This window comes from Yoonia sp., from assembly GCF_014859355.1.
Lineage (GTDB): Bacteria > Pseudomonadota > Alphaproteobacteria > Rhodobacterales > Rhodobacteraceae > Yoonia.
Genome location: NZ_JACUUJ010000053.1, coordinates 1 through 14,020, shown reverse-complemented (window position 1 = coordinate 14,020; position 14,020 = coordinate 1). Strand labels below are relative to the sequence as shown.

17 protein-coding genes are annotated in these 14,020 nt (G+C 64.9%); all 17 read left to right on the top strand.

Annotated features, from left to right (window positions below):
* Positions 1-43: 43 nt before the first annotated feature.
* The gene (locus IBX59_RS13750) at positions 44-1,444 is read left to right on the top strand and encodes a terminase family protein (RefSeq protein WP_296376539.1); all 1,401 of its coding nucleotides are present in this window, start codon (positions 44-46) and stop codon (positions 1,442-1,444) included.
* Between the two features lie 113 nt (positions 1,445-1,557).
* On the top strand, positions 1,558-2,739 hold the full coding sequence (locus IBX59_RS13745; RefSeq protein ID WP_296376537.1) for a phage portal protein: 1,182 nt from the start codon (positions 1,558-1,560) through the stop codon (positions 2,737-2,739).
* Positions 2,729-2,941 carry a hypothetical protein gene (locus tag IBX59_RS13740; RefSeq protein WP_296376535.1) on the top strand — a complete coding sequence of 71 codons (213 nt, stop codon included), beginning with the start codon at positions 2,729-2,731 and terminating at the stop codon, positions 2,939-2,941. Before IBX59_RS13745 ends, IBX59_RS13740 begins: the two co-directional genes overlap by 11 nt.
* Positions 2,938-3,468 (top strand): HK97 family phage prohead protease, encoded by a 531-nt coding sequence (locus IBX59_RS13735; RefSeq protein WP_296376533.1) that lies wholly within the window; start codon positions 2,938-2,940, stop codon positions 3,466-3,468. Before IBX59_RS13740 ends, IBX59_RS13735 begins: the two co-directional genes overlap by 4 nt.
* Positions 3,469-3,501: 33 nt before the next feature.
* Entirely contained in the window at positions 3,502-4,683 is a 1,182-nt protein-coding gene (locus tag IBX59_RS13730) for a phage major capsid protein (RefSeq protein ID WP_296376531.1), read from the top strand.
* 163 nt (positions 4,684-4,846) lie between these two features.
* Positions 4,847-5,446 carry a head-tail connector protein gene (locus IBX59_RS13725; protein WP_296376529.1) on the top strand — a complete coding sequence of 200 codons (600 nt, stop codon included), beginning with the start codon at positions 4,847-4,849 and terminating at the stop codon, positions 5,444-5,446.
* The gene (locus IBX59_RS13720; protein WP_296376527.1) at positions 5,443-5,781 is read left to right on the top strand and encodes a head-tail adaptor protein; all 339 of its coding nucleotides are present in this window, start codon (positions 5,443-5,445) and stop codon (positions 5,779-5,781) included. Before IBX59_RS13725 ends, IBX59_RS13720 begins: the two co-directional genes overlap by 4 nt.
* Complete coding sequence (locus IBX59_RS13715) at positions 5,778-6,191, top strand: DUF3168 domain-containing protein (RefSeq protein ID WP_296376524.1); 414 nt, start codon at positions 5,778-5,780, stop codon at positions 6,189-6,191. The genes IBX59_RS13720 and IBX59_RS13715 overlap by 4 nt, the downstream gene beginning before the upstream one ends.
* Before the next feature lie 18 nt (positions 6,192-6,209).
* On the top strand, positions 6,210-6,626 hold the full coding sequence (locus IBX59_RS13710; RefSeq protein ID WP_296376522.1) for a phage major tail protein, TP901-1 family: 417 nt from the start codon (positions 6,210-6,212) through the stop codon (positions 6,624-6,626).
* On the top strand, positions 6,626-6,940 hold the full coding sequence (locus tag IBX59_RS13705) for a gene transfer agent family protein (RefSeq protein WP_296376520.1): 315 nt from the start codon (positions 6,626-6,628) through the stop codon (positions 6,938-6,940). Before IBX59_RS13710 ends, IBX59_RS13705 begins: the two co-directional genes overlap by 1 nt.
* Positions 6,937-7,134 (top strand): rcc01693 family protein, encoded by a 198-nt coding sequence (locus IBX59_RS13700; protein WP_296376518.1) that lies wholly within the window; start codon positions 6,937-6,939, stop codon positions 7,132-7,134. The genes IBX59_RS13705 and IBX59_RS13700 overlap by 4 nt, the downstream gene beginning before the upstream one ends.
* Entirely contained in the window at positions 7,134-7,793 is a 660-nt protein-coding gene (locus IBX59_RS13695; protein ID WP_296376540.1) for a phage tail tape measure protein, read from the top strand. Before IBX59_RS13700 ends, IBX59_RS13695 begins: the two co-directional genes overlap by 1 nt.
* Before the next feature lie 13 nt (positions 7,794-7,806).
* The gene (locus tag IBX59_RS13690) at positions 7,807-8,439 is read left to right on the top strand and encodes a DUF2460 domain-containing protein (protein WP_296376516.1); all 633 of its coding nucleotides are present in this window, start codon (positions 7,807-7,809) and stop codon (positions 8,437-8,439) included.
* Positions 8,436-9,317, top strand: a complete 882-nt coding sequence (locus tag IBX59_RS13685; protein ID WP_296376514.1) for a DUF2163 domain-containing protein — start codon at positions 8,436-8,438, stop codon at positions 9,315-9,317. Before IBX59_RS13690 ends, IBX59_RS13685 begins: the two co-directional genes overlap by 4 nt.
* The gene (locus tag IBX59_RS13680; RefSeq protein ID WP_296376513.1) at positions 9,314-9,745 is read left to right on the top strand and encodes an NlpC/P60 family protein; all 432 of its coding nucleotides are present in this window, start codon (positions 9,314-9,316) and stop codon (positions 9,743-9,745) included. The genes IBX59_RS13685 and IBX59_RS13680 overlap by 4 nt, the downstream gene beginning before the upstream one ends.
* Before the next feature lie 6 nt (positions 9,746-9,751).
* Entirely contained in the window at positions 9,752-13,660 is a 3,909-nt protein-coding gene (locus IBX59_RS13675; RefSeq protein ID WP_296376510.1) for a glycoside hydrolase TIM-barrel-like domain-containing protein, read from the top strand.
* Positions 13,660-13,944: a hypothetical protein gene (locus IBX59_RS13670; protein WP_296376508.1), complete on the top strand. Its 285-nt coding sequence runs from the start codon at positions 13,660-13,662 to the stop codon at positions 13,942-13,944. Before IBX59_RS13675 ends, IBX59_RS13670 begins: the two co-directional genes overlap by 1 nt.
* Positions 13,945-14,020 lie beyond the last annotated feature (76 nt).

Genomic DNA, 14,020 nt, shown 5'->3' with positions numbered 1-14,020 from the left:
CAATCCGCGCACCTCAAGGTGCTTGCGGCAGAGGAGGCGTTTCATGCCCAACAAGATGCCATCGGCGGCGCCGAAACACGCGACATCGACGCAATTCGCGCTGACATCCGGGGCCAGCTGGATCGCATCCGCGCCGCTCAAGCTGCAGGACAGCTTTCTGGCGGGGCTGAGTGATGCGCAGCTTGCCGCCTTGCCCTATCTGTTTGAATTCTGGGCCTTGCCGCATCAACTGCCCCCCGACGGCGATTGGCGCACCTGGGTCATTCTGGGTGGGCGCGGTGCGGGGAAAACCCGCGCCGGCGCCGAATGGGTGCGCGCCATGGTCGAAGGGCGGCAGCGGCTGTTGCCGGGTGCGGCGCGGCGGGTGGCGCTGGTGGCCGAAACGCTGGATCAGGCGCGCGAGGTCATGGTGTTTGGTGACAGCGGCATCATGGCGGTCAGCCCGCCCAGCCAGCGCCCCGCATGGGTGCCGGGGCGACGGATGCTGATCTGGCCCAACGGGGCGCAGGCGCAACTGTTTTCCGCCCACGACCCCGAAAGCCTGCGCGGCCCACAGTTTGACGCGGCCTGGGTGGACGAATTGGCGAAATGGCGCAAGGCCGATGATACATGGGACATGCTGCAATTCGGGTTGCGGCTGGGCGACAGCCCGCGCGTTTGTGTCACGACAACGCCGCGCCGCATCAGCCTGCTGCGCGATTTGCTGGACCGCGACAGCACGGTGATGACCCATGCGCCCACACAGGCTAACCGCGCCAATCTGGCGGCCAGTTTTCTGGCCGAAGTCACGGCGCGCTATGGCGGCACGTCGTTGGGGCGGCAGGAAATCGACGGCGCGCTGCTGGCGGATGTGGATGGCGCACTGTGGGGGGTGGATCAGTTGATCGCCTGTCAGGTCGATGACCCGCCGGATCTGACCCGTGTTGTCGTGGCGATTGATCCGCCAGGGTCGTCGCATGCGGGATCGGATGCCTGCGGGATTGTCGTGGCGGGGGTTGCGATGGATGGGCCGGTGCAGAACTGGCGCGCCCATGTGCTGGAGGATGCCAGCATTGCAGCCGCCCGCCCGACCGATTGGGCGCGCGCCGCGATTGCAGTGATGCAGCGCCACGGTGCCGACCGGCTGGTGGCCGAGGTCAACCAGGGCGGTGACATGGTCGAGGCGGTGATCCGCCAGATCGACCCTTTGGTATCCTATCGGTCGGTGCATGCGTCGCGGGGCAAGGTGGCGCGGGCTGAACCTGTGGCGGCGCTCTATGAACAGGGGCGGGTGACACACGCCCGCGGGCTTGGCGCGCTGGAGGATCAGATGTGCCAGATGACGACCGCGGGTTTCGCCGGGCGCGGGTCGCCCGACCGTGTCGATGCGCTGGTCTGGGCGCTGCATGATCTGATGATCGAACCCGCTGCGAAATGGCACAACCCTAGCATTCGCGGGCTTTAGGGGTGTTGCAGGGGGGTGCGTGCGCCCCCCTGTCAGTTTCGCAACCTTTGTCAGGCAAATTGTTTTTCGTTGACAGCAAGTCGTGCCACCGAACCGGCACCAAGGAGTTCTGTATGTTTGAATTTTTCACCCGCGCCAAGCCGGATGCCCCGCAGGTCGAGGTCAAAGCCTCGGCCACGGGGCGCGTGCTGGCGATGCAAGGTGCCGGTCGCGTGGCGTGGAGCCCGCGCGATGTCGTATCACTGACCCGTGCGGGGTTCACCGGCAACCCGATCGGATACCGCGCCGTCAAGATGATCGCAGAGGCGGCGGCGGCGATGCCGCTGGTCGTGCAAGATGCGCAGCGCCGTTATGACACCCACCCGGTGCAGGCGCTGATCGCACGGCCCAATGCCGCGCAGGGCCGTGCCGAATTGCTGGAGGCGCTTTACGGGCAGGTGCTGCTGACCGGCAACGGCTATCTGGAGGCGGTGGCGACCGATGCGCTGCCCGCGGAAATGCATGTGCTGCGGTCCGACCGGATGTCGGTTGTGCCGGGGCCGGATGGCTGGCCTGCGGGGTATGAATACAATGTCAATGGGCGCAAGCATCGTTTCAGCGTGGCCGATGGCGTCAGCCCGATTTGCCATATCAAAAGCTTTCACCCCCAGGATGACCATTACGGGTTTTCCGCGCTACAGGCGGCGGCCAGCGCGATTGACGTGCATAATGCGGCCTCGCGCTGGTCCAAGGCGCTGCTGGATAATGCCGCACGCCCATCGGGGGCAATTGTGTATCGCGGTGCAGACGGGCAGGCGTCGCTGACGGCGGATCAGTATGACCGGCTGCTAAGCGAGATGGAAACCCAGCATCAGGGCGCGCGCAACGCTGGCCGGCCGATGCTGTTGGAAGGCGGGCTTGATTGGAAACCGATGGGGTTTTCGCCCTCTGACATGGAATTCCAGAAAACGAAAGAAGCCGCCGCGCGCGAAATCGCGATTGCCTTTGGCGTGCCGCCGATGCTGCTGGGAATTCCCGGTGATGCGACCTATGCCAATTATCAGGAAGCGAACCGCGCGTTCTATCGCCACACGGTGCTGCCGCTGGCGACGCGCGTGACATCCGTGATTGCCGACTGGTTGTCGGATTTTTCCGGCGAACGGATCGAGCTGCGCCCCGATCTGGACCAGATCCCGGCGCTGTCGGTGGAACGCGATGCGCAGTGGCGGCGCGTCAGCGATGCGGCTTTTCTGACCGATGCGGAAAAACGCAGCCTGCTGGGCCTGCCCGCGCTGGAGGTTGGCGATGGACAGTAAGATCGTCGATCTGAAAGGCCAGCCGCGCAAGGATGCGCCGCCGCCGGTGTCGGATTTCTGGTTTGCGCAGGTCGATGTGCGGCTGGGCCGGATCGAATTCATGGTGTCGCGGCTGGAATGGCAGATCTGGCTGATCGTTTGCGGCTGCGCGGGCCTGCTGATTTTCGAAATTGTGAAAGCATTAAGCGGGGACCACCTATGAGTTTGGAACATAAATTCTGCCCCTTGGGCGGCGATGTGACCGTCACCGACGGCACGGTGATTTCGGGGTATGCGTCACTGTTCGGCAAATCCGATCAGGGCGGCGACACGGTTGAAACAGGCGCCTATGCCGCGTCACTGGCCAAGGGCCGCAAGATCAGGATGCTGTGGCAGCATGACCCGGCGCAACCCATCGGCGTCTGGGACGAGGTGCGTGAGGATGCGCGCGGTCTGTGGGTCAAGGGGCGTCTGCTGACTGATGTGGCGCGGGGTCGCGAGGCGGCGTCGCTGATCGGGGCGGGGGCGATTGACGGGCTGTCGATCGGGTATCGCACGGTCAGGGCCCGCAAGGATGACAAGGGCGGTCGCCTTTTGTCGGAACTGGAACTGTGGGAGGTGTCGCTGGTGACATTCCCCATGCTTCCCGATGCGCGGGTGGCGGCCAAGGGCGATGACCCTGCTGCCGCCATCATGCGTGACCTGGCGGCCGCATTTCAGGATGCGCGCCAAATGATGGCGCGGGCCTGACCCCGCGACAACCCACGATCAAAGGATTGAGCAATGAGCAAGACCGAGAGCGATTCTCGGACCGGGGGAGATTTGCCCCCAGCCGAGGAGCTGAAAACGGCAATTGCCGGTTTCATGCACGATTTCAAACATTTTTCCAACGGCGTGAATGCCAAACTTCAAGAACAGGACAACCGGATGAACAAGCTGGACCGCAAGACGATGATGACTGCCCGCGCGCCATTGGCGGCTGCCGCGACACAGGACGCGCCGCATCAAAAAGCCTTTGCCGCCTATTTGCGGTCGGGCGATGACGATGGCCTGCGCGGTCTGGATCTGGACGGCAAGGCGATGGGCACATCTGTTGCCGCCGATGGCGGCTATCTGGTGGACCCGCAAACGGCGGATACGATCAAGGGCACGCTGTCGTCCACTGCATCCATCCGCGCGATTTCCAATGTGGTGACTGTCGATGCCACATCTTATGATGTGCTGGTCGATCACACCGAAATGGGCGCAGGCTGGGCCACGGAAACCAGCGGCGTGACTGAAACCGCGACACCGCAGATCGACCGCATCAGCATTCCGCTGCATGAATTGTCGGCCCTGCCCAAGGCATCGCAGCGGCTGCTGGATGACAGCGCGTTCGACATCGAAGCCTGGCTGGCGGGCCGTATCGCTGATAAATTCGCCCGTTCCGAGGCGGGGGCGTTCGTCAACGGCGACGGCATCGACAAGCCCCGGGGCCTCCTGACCTATCCCACCGTGGAAAACGAAATCTGGGAATGGGGCAACATCGGCACTGTGCCCAGCGGCATGGCAGGCGGTATCCAGGGCGGCGATGCGATTGTCGATCTGGTCTATGCGTTGGGGGCGGAATACCGCGCCAATGGCACATTCGTGATGAATTCGAAAACCGCAGGCACCATCCGCAAGCTGAAAGACAACGATGGCCGTTTCCTTTGGTCCGACGGTCTGGCCGCCGGTGAACCTGCGCGCCTGATGGGATACCCCGTGCTGATCGCTGAAGACATGCCCGATATTGCCGTGGATGCAACCGCGATTGCATTCGGTGACTTTGGTGCAGGCTACACCGTGGCCGAACGCCCCGACCTGCGCGTGCTGCGCGATCCGTTTTCGGCCAAGCCGCATGTGCTGTTCTACGCCACCAAGCGCGTCGGCGGTGCGGTCAGCGACTTTGCTGCGATCAAGCTGCTGAAATTCGCGACCAGCTAAGGCGCTGGCGTGATGGGGGCCGTTCCAACCGGGGCGGTCCTGACGGCCCGGGCGCGCACCGCCGCGTTGTCTAGCTGCTCCCTTCCGTCCGAGCGATGCGGGGGCGCGTGCCCGGGATCATTGGCAAATTCGCCAATAATCCAGTGATTTTCGGAGCAATTCCATGATGTTAATCGAAAAGACCACCGTGCCGCTATCGGCGCTTCCGGTCGCACAATTGAAAGACCACATGCGCCTTGGTTCGGGGTTTGCCGATGACAGCCTGCAAGACCCCGTGCTGCACAGCTATCTGCGCGCTGCCATGGCCGCGATCGAGGCGCGCACTGGCAAGATCCTGATCGCGCGGGAATTTGAATGGACCCTGACGAAATGGCGCGACAACCGCCGCCAGCCACTGCCTGTTGCCCCCGTCAGCGCCATCATCGGCGTGACGCTGCTGGATCGTGACGGGGGTGAAACCCTTGTCGATCCGGCAGGCTGGGTGCTGGACCCCGACAACCAGCGCCCCGGTCTGGCGACAACGGGGGCCTGTCTGCCTGCGGTGCCGCTGCATGGCGCGGTGCAGATCGGGTTGTTGGCGGGGTATGGCCCCGAATGGGACGATCTGCCAGCCGATCTGGCGCAGGCGGTGATGCTGCTGGCGGCGCATTTCTATGAATACCGCCATGATGTCAGCCAGGGCGCGCCTGCGATGCCCTTTGGTGTTGCCGCCCTGATCGACCGCCACCGCACGGTGCGCCTGTTCATGGGGGGGCAGCGATGACCGTGCCGCACCTGAACCGCCCGCTGGTTTTAGAGGCCCCCTTGCGGGCCGGTGATGGCGCGGGGGGCTATATCCGCGACTGGCAGGTGCGCGGCGTGCTGTGGGCCGAGGTCACGGCAGGCACGGGGCGCGCGGCGGCGGATTTCGCGACAACGGTGTCGCGTGTGCCTTACCGTATCACCGTGCGTGCTGCACCCCACGGCGCGGCTTCGCGGCCTGTTGCGGGCCAGCGGTTTCGCGATGGCGACCGGCTGTTCCAGATCACGGCGGTGGCCGAACGTGACAGTCGCGCCCGCTATCTGACCTGCTTTGCAACCGAGGAAACCGCATCATGAGCTATGGCATCAGCGCCGCGTTGCAAGCGGCTGTTTTTCAAACCCTTTCCAACGATCCCGGCGTGACCGCGCTGGTTGGTGCGGCGATCTATGACGCGCTGCCCGGTGGCACCTTGCCTGCGCTTTACATCGTGCTGGGCACCGAAGAGGTGCGCGATGCATCCGACAAGACAGGCCGCGGTGCGTTGCATGATTTCACCGTCAGCGTCGTGACCGAGGCGGCGGGATTTTCCAGCGCCAAGCTCGTGGCGGCGGCTGTTTCTGATACGTTGGTCGATGCGCGGCTGGTGCTGACGCGCGGCACGCTGGTGTCGCTGAATTTCACCAAGGCCAAGGCCGCCCGGGTCGGCATCGGTGATGTGCGCCAGATCAACCTGATGTTCCGCGCCCGTGTCGCGGATGACGTTTAACCCAAAGGAGAAGTCGCAATGACAGCCCAGAACGGCAAAGACCTGTTGGTCAAGATCGACATGACAGGCAACGGATTATTCGAAACCGCGGCGGGCCTGCGGGCTACGCGCATCAGCCTGAACGCGGACAGCGTCGATGTGACCAGTCTGGACAGCACGGGCGGCTGGCGCGAGTTGTTGGGAGGTGCAGGCGTGAAAACCGCCTCGATTTCCGGGTCGGGCGTGTTCAAGGATGCCGCGACCGATGAACGTGCGCGGCAGATCTTCTTTGACGGTCAAACCCCCGACTTTCAGGTCATCATCCCCGATTTCGGCACCGTGCAGGGCCCGTTCCAGATCACGTCCATCGACTATGCCGGCAATTATGATGGCGAGGCGACATACGATATGTCGCTGGCATCCGCCGGGGCGCTGACCTTTACGGCGCTGATCTGATGGCGAACCCCTGGGCAGGCGAGGTGGCGGTCGTGATCGACGGGCAGGTGCATCTGTGCAAGCTGACGCTGGGCGCGCTGGCAGAACTTGAGGCGGCATTGGGCACCGGCACCCTGATCGACCTGATCCGCCGTTTCGAAGGCGGCGCCTTTTCGGGCCGCGATGTGATGGCGGTGATCGTGGCGGGCTTGCGTGGTGGTGGCTGGACCGGGCAATCATCCGATCTGGTCGCCGCCGACATCGCGGACGGGCCTGTGGGGGCGGCGAAACTGGCCGCCACGCTGCTGGCGCGCGCGTTCGAGCCGCCGGCATGACGGGCATGGACTGGCCGGGGCTGCTGCGCGCGGGGCTGCACGGGTTACGCCTGCATCCACGCGATTTCTGGGCGCTGACACCGGCTGAACTGCAACTGATGCTGGGGGGTGGCCAGACGGCACAGCCGATGCGGCGCGCGCGGTTCGATGACCTTCTGCGCGCCTTTCCCGACATACCAAAGGACGATGAATGATGGATGATTTGGACAAGCTGGATGCGCTGGACAGCGACATCAGCGCGCTGGAACGCACGCTGGGCGATACGGCAGCGATGACCGTGGCCTTTGATGCGCAGTTGCGCGGGATGCAGGGCACGTTAGGGGAAACAACCCGCGATCTGGGCAATCTGGAACGCGGCTTTTCACGCGGGCTGCGGCGGGCGTTTGACGGGGTGCTGCTGGACGGTGTGAAACTGTCTGATGCGCTGGGCGGTCTGGCGCAGTCGATGATCGATACCGCCTATGCTGCGGCGATCAACCCGATCACCAACCAAATGGGCGGAATGCTGGCGAATGGCCTGAACGCGGCCGTGTCCAGCCTGATGCCCTATGCCGATGGCGCGCCGTTTTCCCAAGGGCGCGTGATGCCCTTTGCCAAGGGTGGTGTTGTCGGCGGCCCCACGACATTTCCGATGCGCGGCGGCACCGGTCTGATGGGCGAGGCGGGGCCAGAGGCGATCATGCCGCTGGCGCGTGGCGCTGACGGGCGGCTGGGTGTGCGCGGGCAAGGCGGCGGGGCGGTGACGGTCAACATGCACATCACGACGCCTGACGTGCAGGGGTTCCAGCGCAGTCAGGGTCAGATCGCCACGCAGGTCGCCCGCGCGCTGGGCCGCAGCCAACGCAACCGCTAAGGGGGGCCGGACAATGGCATTTCACGACATCAGATTTCCCACATCGCTCAGCTTTGGCGCAATCGGCGGGCCAGAACGACGGACCGAGATCGTCACGCTGGCCAACGGGTTCGAGGAACGCAACACGCCATGGGCGCACGCCCGCCGCCGCTATGACGCGGGGCTGGGGATGCGGTCGCTGGATGATCTGGAAACCGTCATCGCGTTTTTTGAGGCGCGGCAGGGCCAGTTGACCGGCTTTCGCTGGAAGGATTGGAGCGATTACAAATCCTGCCCCCCGTCGCAAGAGGTATCGGCGCTGGATCAGCTGATCGCCATCGGCGATGAGGTGACGCAGGTCATGCCCCTGACAAAAACCTATCGGTCGGGTGACCACAGTTCTATCCGCCCGATCACGAAACCTGTCGCGGGGTCCGTGCGCATCGCTGTGGGGGGCGATGTGATGCAGGACGGTGTGGATTACACCGTGGATCACACCACCGGGCTGATCAGCTTTTCCCATCCGCCAGATACGGGGGCCGAGGTCCGCGCAGGCTATACATTCGACGTGCCGGTGCGGTTCGACACCGATGCGATCATGACATCCATATCCAGCTTTCAGGCGGGCGAGGCCCCGAATATCCCCATCGTGGAGATCCGGCTATGACCGCCGCATTGCAGGCGCATCTGGCAACAGGTGCCACCCATGTGTGCCATTGCTGGGCGGTCACGCGCCGTGACGGTGTTGTGCTGGGCTTTACCGACCATGACCGGCCACTTGCATTTGACGGGATCACCTTTCAGCCCGAAACCGGGCTAAGCGCGCGGGCGCTGGCCAGCACCACGGGGCTGTCGGTGAACAATTCCGAAGCCATCGGCGCGCTGTCGGCGACGGCCATCACCGAGGCCGACATCAACGCAGGCCGCTATGACGGGGCCGCGGTGACGACATGGCTGGTGCAATGGGATGATCCTGCCGCGCGGCAGGTGCGGTTCGTCGGTACAATCGGTGAAATCACCCGCGCGTCAGGTGGCTTTCAGGCCGATCTGCGCGGGCTGACCGAACCGTTGAACCAACCGCAGGGGCGGGCCTATCTGACGACTTGCAGCGCCGTTCTGGGCGATGCGCGCTGCAGGGTCGATCTGTCCGATCCGGCGTTTGCGGTCACGCTTGCGGCTGAGGAAATCACGGATGCGCAGCAGTTCGCGTTCGGCGCTTTCCAAGGTTTCAACGACCGCTGGTTCGAAGGCGGTTTTTTAGAGGTGCTGACAGGCCCTGCGGCGGGCCTGCGCGAAGTCATAAAGCATGACAGGATCGTCGGTGGCGGGCGAAACATGACGCTGTGGCAGCCGATTCCGGCGGCGGTGGCCACAGGCGATCAACTGCGGCTGGTTGCAGGCTGTGACCGGCGGGCCGCGACCTGTGCGGAAAAATTTGCCAATCTGGTCAATTTTCAGGGCTTTCCCCATATCCCGGGCGAAGACTGGCTGATGGCGGTGCCACGATCCGGCGGGCAAAACACCGGCGAAAGCCGCAGCGCATGAGCGCGGATTTCGCCCGCGCCGCCCGCGGCTGGATCGGCACGCCCTATCTGCATCAGGCGTCGGTCAGGGGGGTGGGGTGCGACTGCCTTGGCCTTGTGCGCGGCGTTTGGCGCGAGGTGCTGGGCGCAGAGCCGGAACAGGTGCCCGTCTACACCCCTGACTGGTCCGAACCACAGGGCGACGAGGTGCTGTTGCGCGCCGCATCGCGGCATCTGTGCCGCGTGTCGCTGGCGGACATCACACCGGGGCAGATCATCGTGTTCCGCATGCGGGCCGGGGCCGTGGCGAAACATCTGGGGATCGCAGCACACTGCGGCGCGGCCCCGACTTTCATTCATGCATATACGGGGCACGGCGTGGTCGAAAGCCCGCTGTCGGCCCCATGGCAGCGCCGCATCGCGGCGTGCTTTGCGTTTTCCAAAAGGTAATCTCTCATGGCGACAATCGTTCTTTCTGCGGCGGGTATGGCCCTTGGTGGGGCTGTCGGCGGGTCTGTTCTTGGGCTGTCGGCGGCGGTGATCGGTCGGGCGGCTGGTGCCGCCATCGGACAGCGGATCGACCAGCAGTTGCTGGGTGCGGGCAGCGAAGCGGTCGAGGTTGGCCGCATCGACCGCTTTCGCGTGATGGGGGCCAGCGAAGGCGCAGATATCGCGCAGGTGCATGGCCGGATGCGGATCGCGGGGCAGGTGATCTGGGCCAGCCGGTTCAGTGAGGCGCGCAAGACCACCGGCGGCGGCAAAGGCACGCCCCCGGCGGCCACCACCACCTACAGCTATGGCGTCAGCCTTGCCGTGGCGCTGTGCGAAGGGCCGATTTCGCGCGTAGGCAGGATCTGGGCGGATGGGGCCGAGGTGTCACCCGATGATCTGAACATGCGCGTCTACACTGGCACGGCAGACCAGTCGCCCGACCCCAAGATCGCAGCCATCGAAGGGCTGGACAACACCCCCGCCTATCGCGGCACCGTCTATGTGGTGTTCGAGGATCTGCCGCTGGCGCAATTCGGCAACCGCGTGCCGCAATTCACGTTCGAGGTGATGCGCCCCGCGCCCATGGGCCAGCCTGCCGATATTGCGGGGCTGACCGATCTGGTGACAGGTGTCGCCCTGATCCCCGGCACGGGCGAATACAGCCTTGCCACCACGCCTGTCACGCTGGAACCCAGCTATGGCGAACAGGTGGCCGTCAATACCAACACGCCGATGGGCGGCACCGACCTGACGGTGTCGCTGAATGCCTTGCAGGATGAACTGCCCGCCTGCCGGTCTGTCGTGCTGGTGGTGTCGTGGTTTGGCGACGACCTGCGCTGCGGGCATTGCAGCATCCGCCCCAAGGTCGAACAAAACGACGTGGATGCAACCGACATGCCGTGGCGCGTGTCAGGCGTGGGGCGCGCAGACGCGGCGCGCATTCCCTATCAGGACGGTGCCCCTGTCTATGGCGGCACGCCCGCCGATGCGGCGGTGGTGCAGGTGATTGCCGACATGCGCAGGCGCGGCCTGGATGCGGTGTTCTACCCTTTCATCCTGATGGATCAACTGGCAGGTAACAGCTTGCCCGACCCCTGGACAGGCCAGACGGGCCAGCCCGCGCTGCCGTGGCGGGGGCGCATCACCACGGCCCTTGCGCCGGGGCTGGATGGCACGCCCGATGGCACCACGACAGCGGCGGCTGAGGTTGCAGCCTTTATGGGCCAAGCCGCCCCCGGCGATTTCACCGTCAACGGCACAACTGTTACCTATACCGGCCATGCCGACTGGGGCTATCGGCGGTTCATCCTGCATTACGCGCATCTGTGTGCGGCCGCCGGTGGTGTGACCGCGTTTTGCATCGGGTCGGAAATGCGCGGGCTGACGCAGGTGCGCGGGGCCGCGGGCAGCTTTCCCGCTGTCGCCGCGCTTGTGCAACTGGCGGCAGACGTGCGCGGCATCCTTGGGCCGGATTGCAAGATCAGCTATGCCGCCGACTGGTCAGAATACCACGGCTATCAACCCAGCGGCACCGGCGATAAAGTCTTTCACCTTGATGCGCTGTGGGCCGATCCCAACATCGACTTTATCGGCATCGACAATTACATGCCGCTGGCCGACTGGCGCGATGGCGAAACCCATGCCGATGCGGGCGCGGGCAGTCTTTATGACCTTGATTACCTGTCGGGCAATGTCGCGGGGGGCGAAGGCTATGACTGGTATTACCATTCCCCCGAGGCGCGCGATGCCCAAATTCGCACCCCCATTACCGATGGGGACGGCGAACCCTGGGTCTGGCGGTATAAAGACCTTGCCGGTTGGTGGGCGCATCCGCATCACAACCGGATCGGCGGGGTCCGGCAGGCCACGCCCACCGCATGGGTGCCGCACTCCAAACCCTTCTGGTTCACCGAATTCGGCTGTGCGGCCATCGACAAGGGCGCGAACCAGCCCAACAAGTTTCTTGATCCCAAATCATCGGAATCGCAGCTGCCGCATTATTCCAACGGCAACCGCGATGACCTGATGCAGATGCAATATATCAAGGCCGTGCATCGGCATTTCGCTGATCCTGTCAATAACCCGGTGTCACCTGTTTATGGCGCGCCGATGCTGGATACCGGCCGGATGCATGTCTGGGCCTGGGATGCGCGGCCCTATCCGTTCTTTCCCGGCAATCGCAGCCTGTGGACGGATGGCGGCAATTATGCGCGCGGGCACTGGCTGAATGGGCGGGCGACGCACCGCACGCTGGCCTCGGTCGTGGCTGAAATCTGCGACCGCGCGGGGGTGACACGTTATGACGTGTCGGGCCTGCACGGCATCGTGCGCGGCTATAGTGTGGACCACACCGGCACCGGGCGCGCTGCGCTGCAGCCGCTGATGCTGGCCTTTGGCGTGGATGCGGTTGAACGCGACGGTGTGCTGGTGTTTCTCAACCGCAAGGGGTGGGTGGATCATGTGATCGGCTCCGATCAATTGGCGCTGGACCCCGAAAAGGATCGGGCGCTGGGCCTGACCCGTGCGGCGGCGGCGGAAATCGCGGGGCGGGTGCAACTGGCCCATATCGACGCCGATGCCGATTACGCGGCTGTCGCGGCAGAGGCGATTCACCCTGACGAGGTCAGCATCGGCACCACCCGCACCGACCTGCCCATCGCCCTGACCCGCGCCGAAGGGCAAGGCATCGTGACACGCTGGATTGCCGAGGCGCGAATCGCGCGTGACACTGCCGCATTTGCCCTGCCGCCGTCGCAGCTTGCGGTGGGCGCGGGCGATGTGGTGCAGATCGTAACAGATGACCACCGCGCGCTATACCGGATCGACCGGATCGACGAATCCGGGTTGCGGCTGGCCGAGGCCACGCGCATTGACGCCGAGGTCTATCGCCCGCAGACCAATGCAGGCGATACGCCGGTGCTGGCGCCCTATGTCGGGCCGGTGCCGGTGGACATGCTGTTCATGGACCTGCCGCTGCTGACCGGCGACGAAATCCCGCATGCGCCCCATGTTGCCGCCGCCGCGCGGCCTTGGGCGGGCAGTATCGCGCTGTATTCCGCGCCGCAGGACAGCGGCTATACCTTGCAAGAGGTGATCACCGACAGCGCCACCCTTGGTGTGACCACGACCGACCTGCCACGCGGTCGCTTTGGTATCTGGGACAGGCAGGCGGGCTTGCGCGTGCGGCTGGTTGATGGCGCGCTGGGCACCGTGACGATGCAGGCGCTGCTGGCGGGGGCCAATACATTCGCCATCGGTGACGGCACCCCCGATATGTGGGAGGTGTTTCAGGCCCGTGATGCGGTGCCCGTCGGCCCGCGTGAATTTGCGCTGGGCCATATGCTGCGCGGGCAGGCGGGCAGCCGGGGCATTGTGCCCGCTGTCTGGCCTGCGGGGTCGCGCATCGTTGCACTGGACGGCGTGCCAGCGCAGATCACCCTGCCAACGGCGGCGCGCGGGCTAGAACGCCACTATCGCTATGGGCCGGCCAAACGCCCGCTGGGTGATGCCAGTTTCCGCCATGCGGTGCGGGCGTTTCAGGGCAACGGCTTGCGGCCCTATCCGGTGGCACATCTGCGTGCGCGCGCTACGCCCGCGGGGCGCGATGTCAGCTGGATCAGGTGCAGCCGGATCGACGGCGACATCTGGGCGGCGGGCGATATCCCGCTGGGCGAAGATAGCGAAAGCTATCTGCTGCGCATCATCCAGAACGGCATGATCCGGCGCGAGGTGGCGCTGGGCGCGCCCGGGTGGACCTATGACGCCGCCGAAATTGCCGCTGACACCGGCGGCGCGCCCTACCGATTGGCGGTGGCGCAGGTCTCGGCCCGCTTTGGCGCGGGGCCGTTCAGCGCATTGGTGCTGCAAGGCTGATGCGCGCCGTGCAACTGGCTGATATCGAATGTGCGATGCGGCATCTATTACAGGTGCCGCCCGCGCAACGCCGCGCCGCAATGGCCGATCTATTGGCGCGCGCTGACAGCGCCGACCGCTATCGCAAACGGCTGCGGCGGCGGCACCCTGATTTTGGCGATGGCACGCTGATGGCGGCGGCCATGGGGCAGGGGGTTGCCCCGCGCCCGGCGGCCTGTGACGCGCAGGTGCTGGCCTGTCTGGATATTGTCATCACCGTCCTGCGGGCCAGAAAAGCGCGATGATCTGCGGTGTCAAAGGTTTGTTCGTAAGCATCCGCCGAAGGCCGTGGCTGTGCCGTATTGATCAGAGGCGTTTGGG

Bases quoted from the DNA above. Each gene is read 5' to 3' on its own strand.
- IBX59_RS13750 (WP_296376539.1), top strand. From the start codon at position 44: ATGCCCAACAAGATGCCATCGGCGGCGCCGAAACACGCGACATCGACG.
- IBX59_RS13745 (WP_296376537.1), top strand. From the start codon at position 1,558: ATGTTTGAATTTTTCACCCGCGCCAAGCCGGATGCCCCGCAGGTCGAG.
- IBX59_RS13740 (WP_296376535.1), top strand. From the start codon at position 2,729: ATGGACAGTAAGATCGTCGATCTGAAAGGCCAGCCGCGCAAGGATGCG.
- IBX59_RS13735 (WP_296376533.1), top strand. From the start codon at position 2,938: ATGAGTTTGGAACATAAATTCTGCCCCTTGGGCGGCGATGTGACCGTC.
- IBX59_RS13730 (WP_296376531.1), top strand. From the start codon at position 3,502: ATGAGCAAGACCGAGAGCGATTCTCGGACCGGGGGAGATTTGCCCCCA.
- IBX59_RS13725 (WP_296376529.1), top strand. From the start codon at position 4,847: ATGATGTTAATCGAAAAGACCACCGTGCCGCTATCGGCGCTTCCGGTC.
- IBX59_RS13720 (WP_296376527.1), top strand. From the start codon at position 5,443: ATGACCGTGCCGCACCTGAACCGCCCGCTGGTTTTAGAGGCCCCCTTG.
- IBX59_RS13715 (WP_296376524.1), top strand. From the start codon at position 5,778: ATGAGCTATGGCATCAGCGCCGCGTTGCAAGCGGCTGTTTTTCAAACC.
- IBX59_RS13710 (WP_296376522.1), top strand. From the start codon at position 6,210: ATGACAGCCCAGAACGGCAAAGACCTGTTGGTCAAGATCGACATGACA.
- IBX59_RS13705 (WP_296376520.1), top strand. From the start codon at position 6,626: ATGGCGAACCCCTGGGCAGGCGAGGTGGCGGTCGTGATCGACGGGCAG.
- IBX59_RS13700 (WP_296376518.1), top strand. From the start codon at position 6,937: ATGACGGGCATGGACTGGCCGGGGCTGCTGCGCGCGGGGCTGCACGGG.
- IBX59_RS13695 (WP_296376540.1), top strand. From the start codon at position 7,134: ATGGATGATTTGGACAAGCTGGATGCGCTGGACAGCGACATCAGCGCG.
- IBX59_RS13690 (WP_296376516.1), top strand. From the start codon at position 7,807: ATGGCATTTCACGACATCAGATTTCCCACATCGCTCAGCTTTGGCGCA.
- IBX59_RS13685 (WP_296376514.1), top strand. From the start codon at position 8,436: ATGACCGCCGCATTGCAGGCGCATCTGGCAACAGGTGCCACCCATGTG.
- IBX59_RS13680 (WP_296376513.1), top strand. From the start codon at position 9,314: ATGAGCGCGGATTTCGCCCGCGCCGCCCGCGGCTGGATCGGCACGCCC.
- IBX59_RS13675 (WP_296376510.1), top strand. From the start codon at position 9,752: ATGGCGACAATCGTTCTTTCTGCGGCGGGTATGGCCCTTGGTGGGGCT.
- IBX59_RS13670 (WP_296376508.1), top strand. From the start codon at position 13,660: ATGCGCGCCGTGCAACTGGCTGATATCGAATGTGCGATGCGGCATCTA.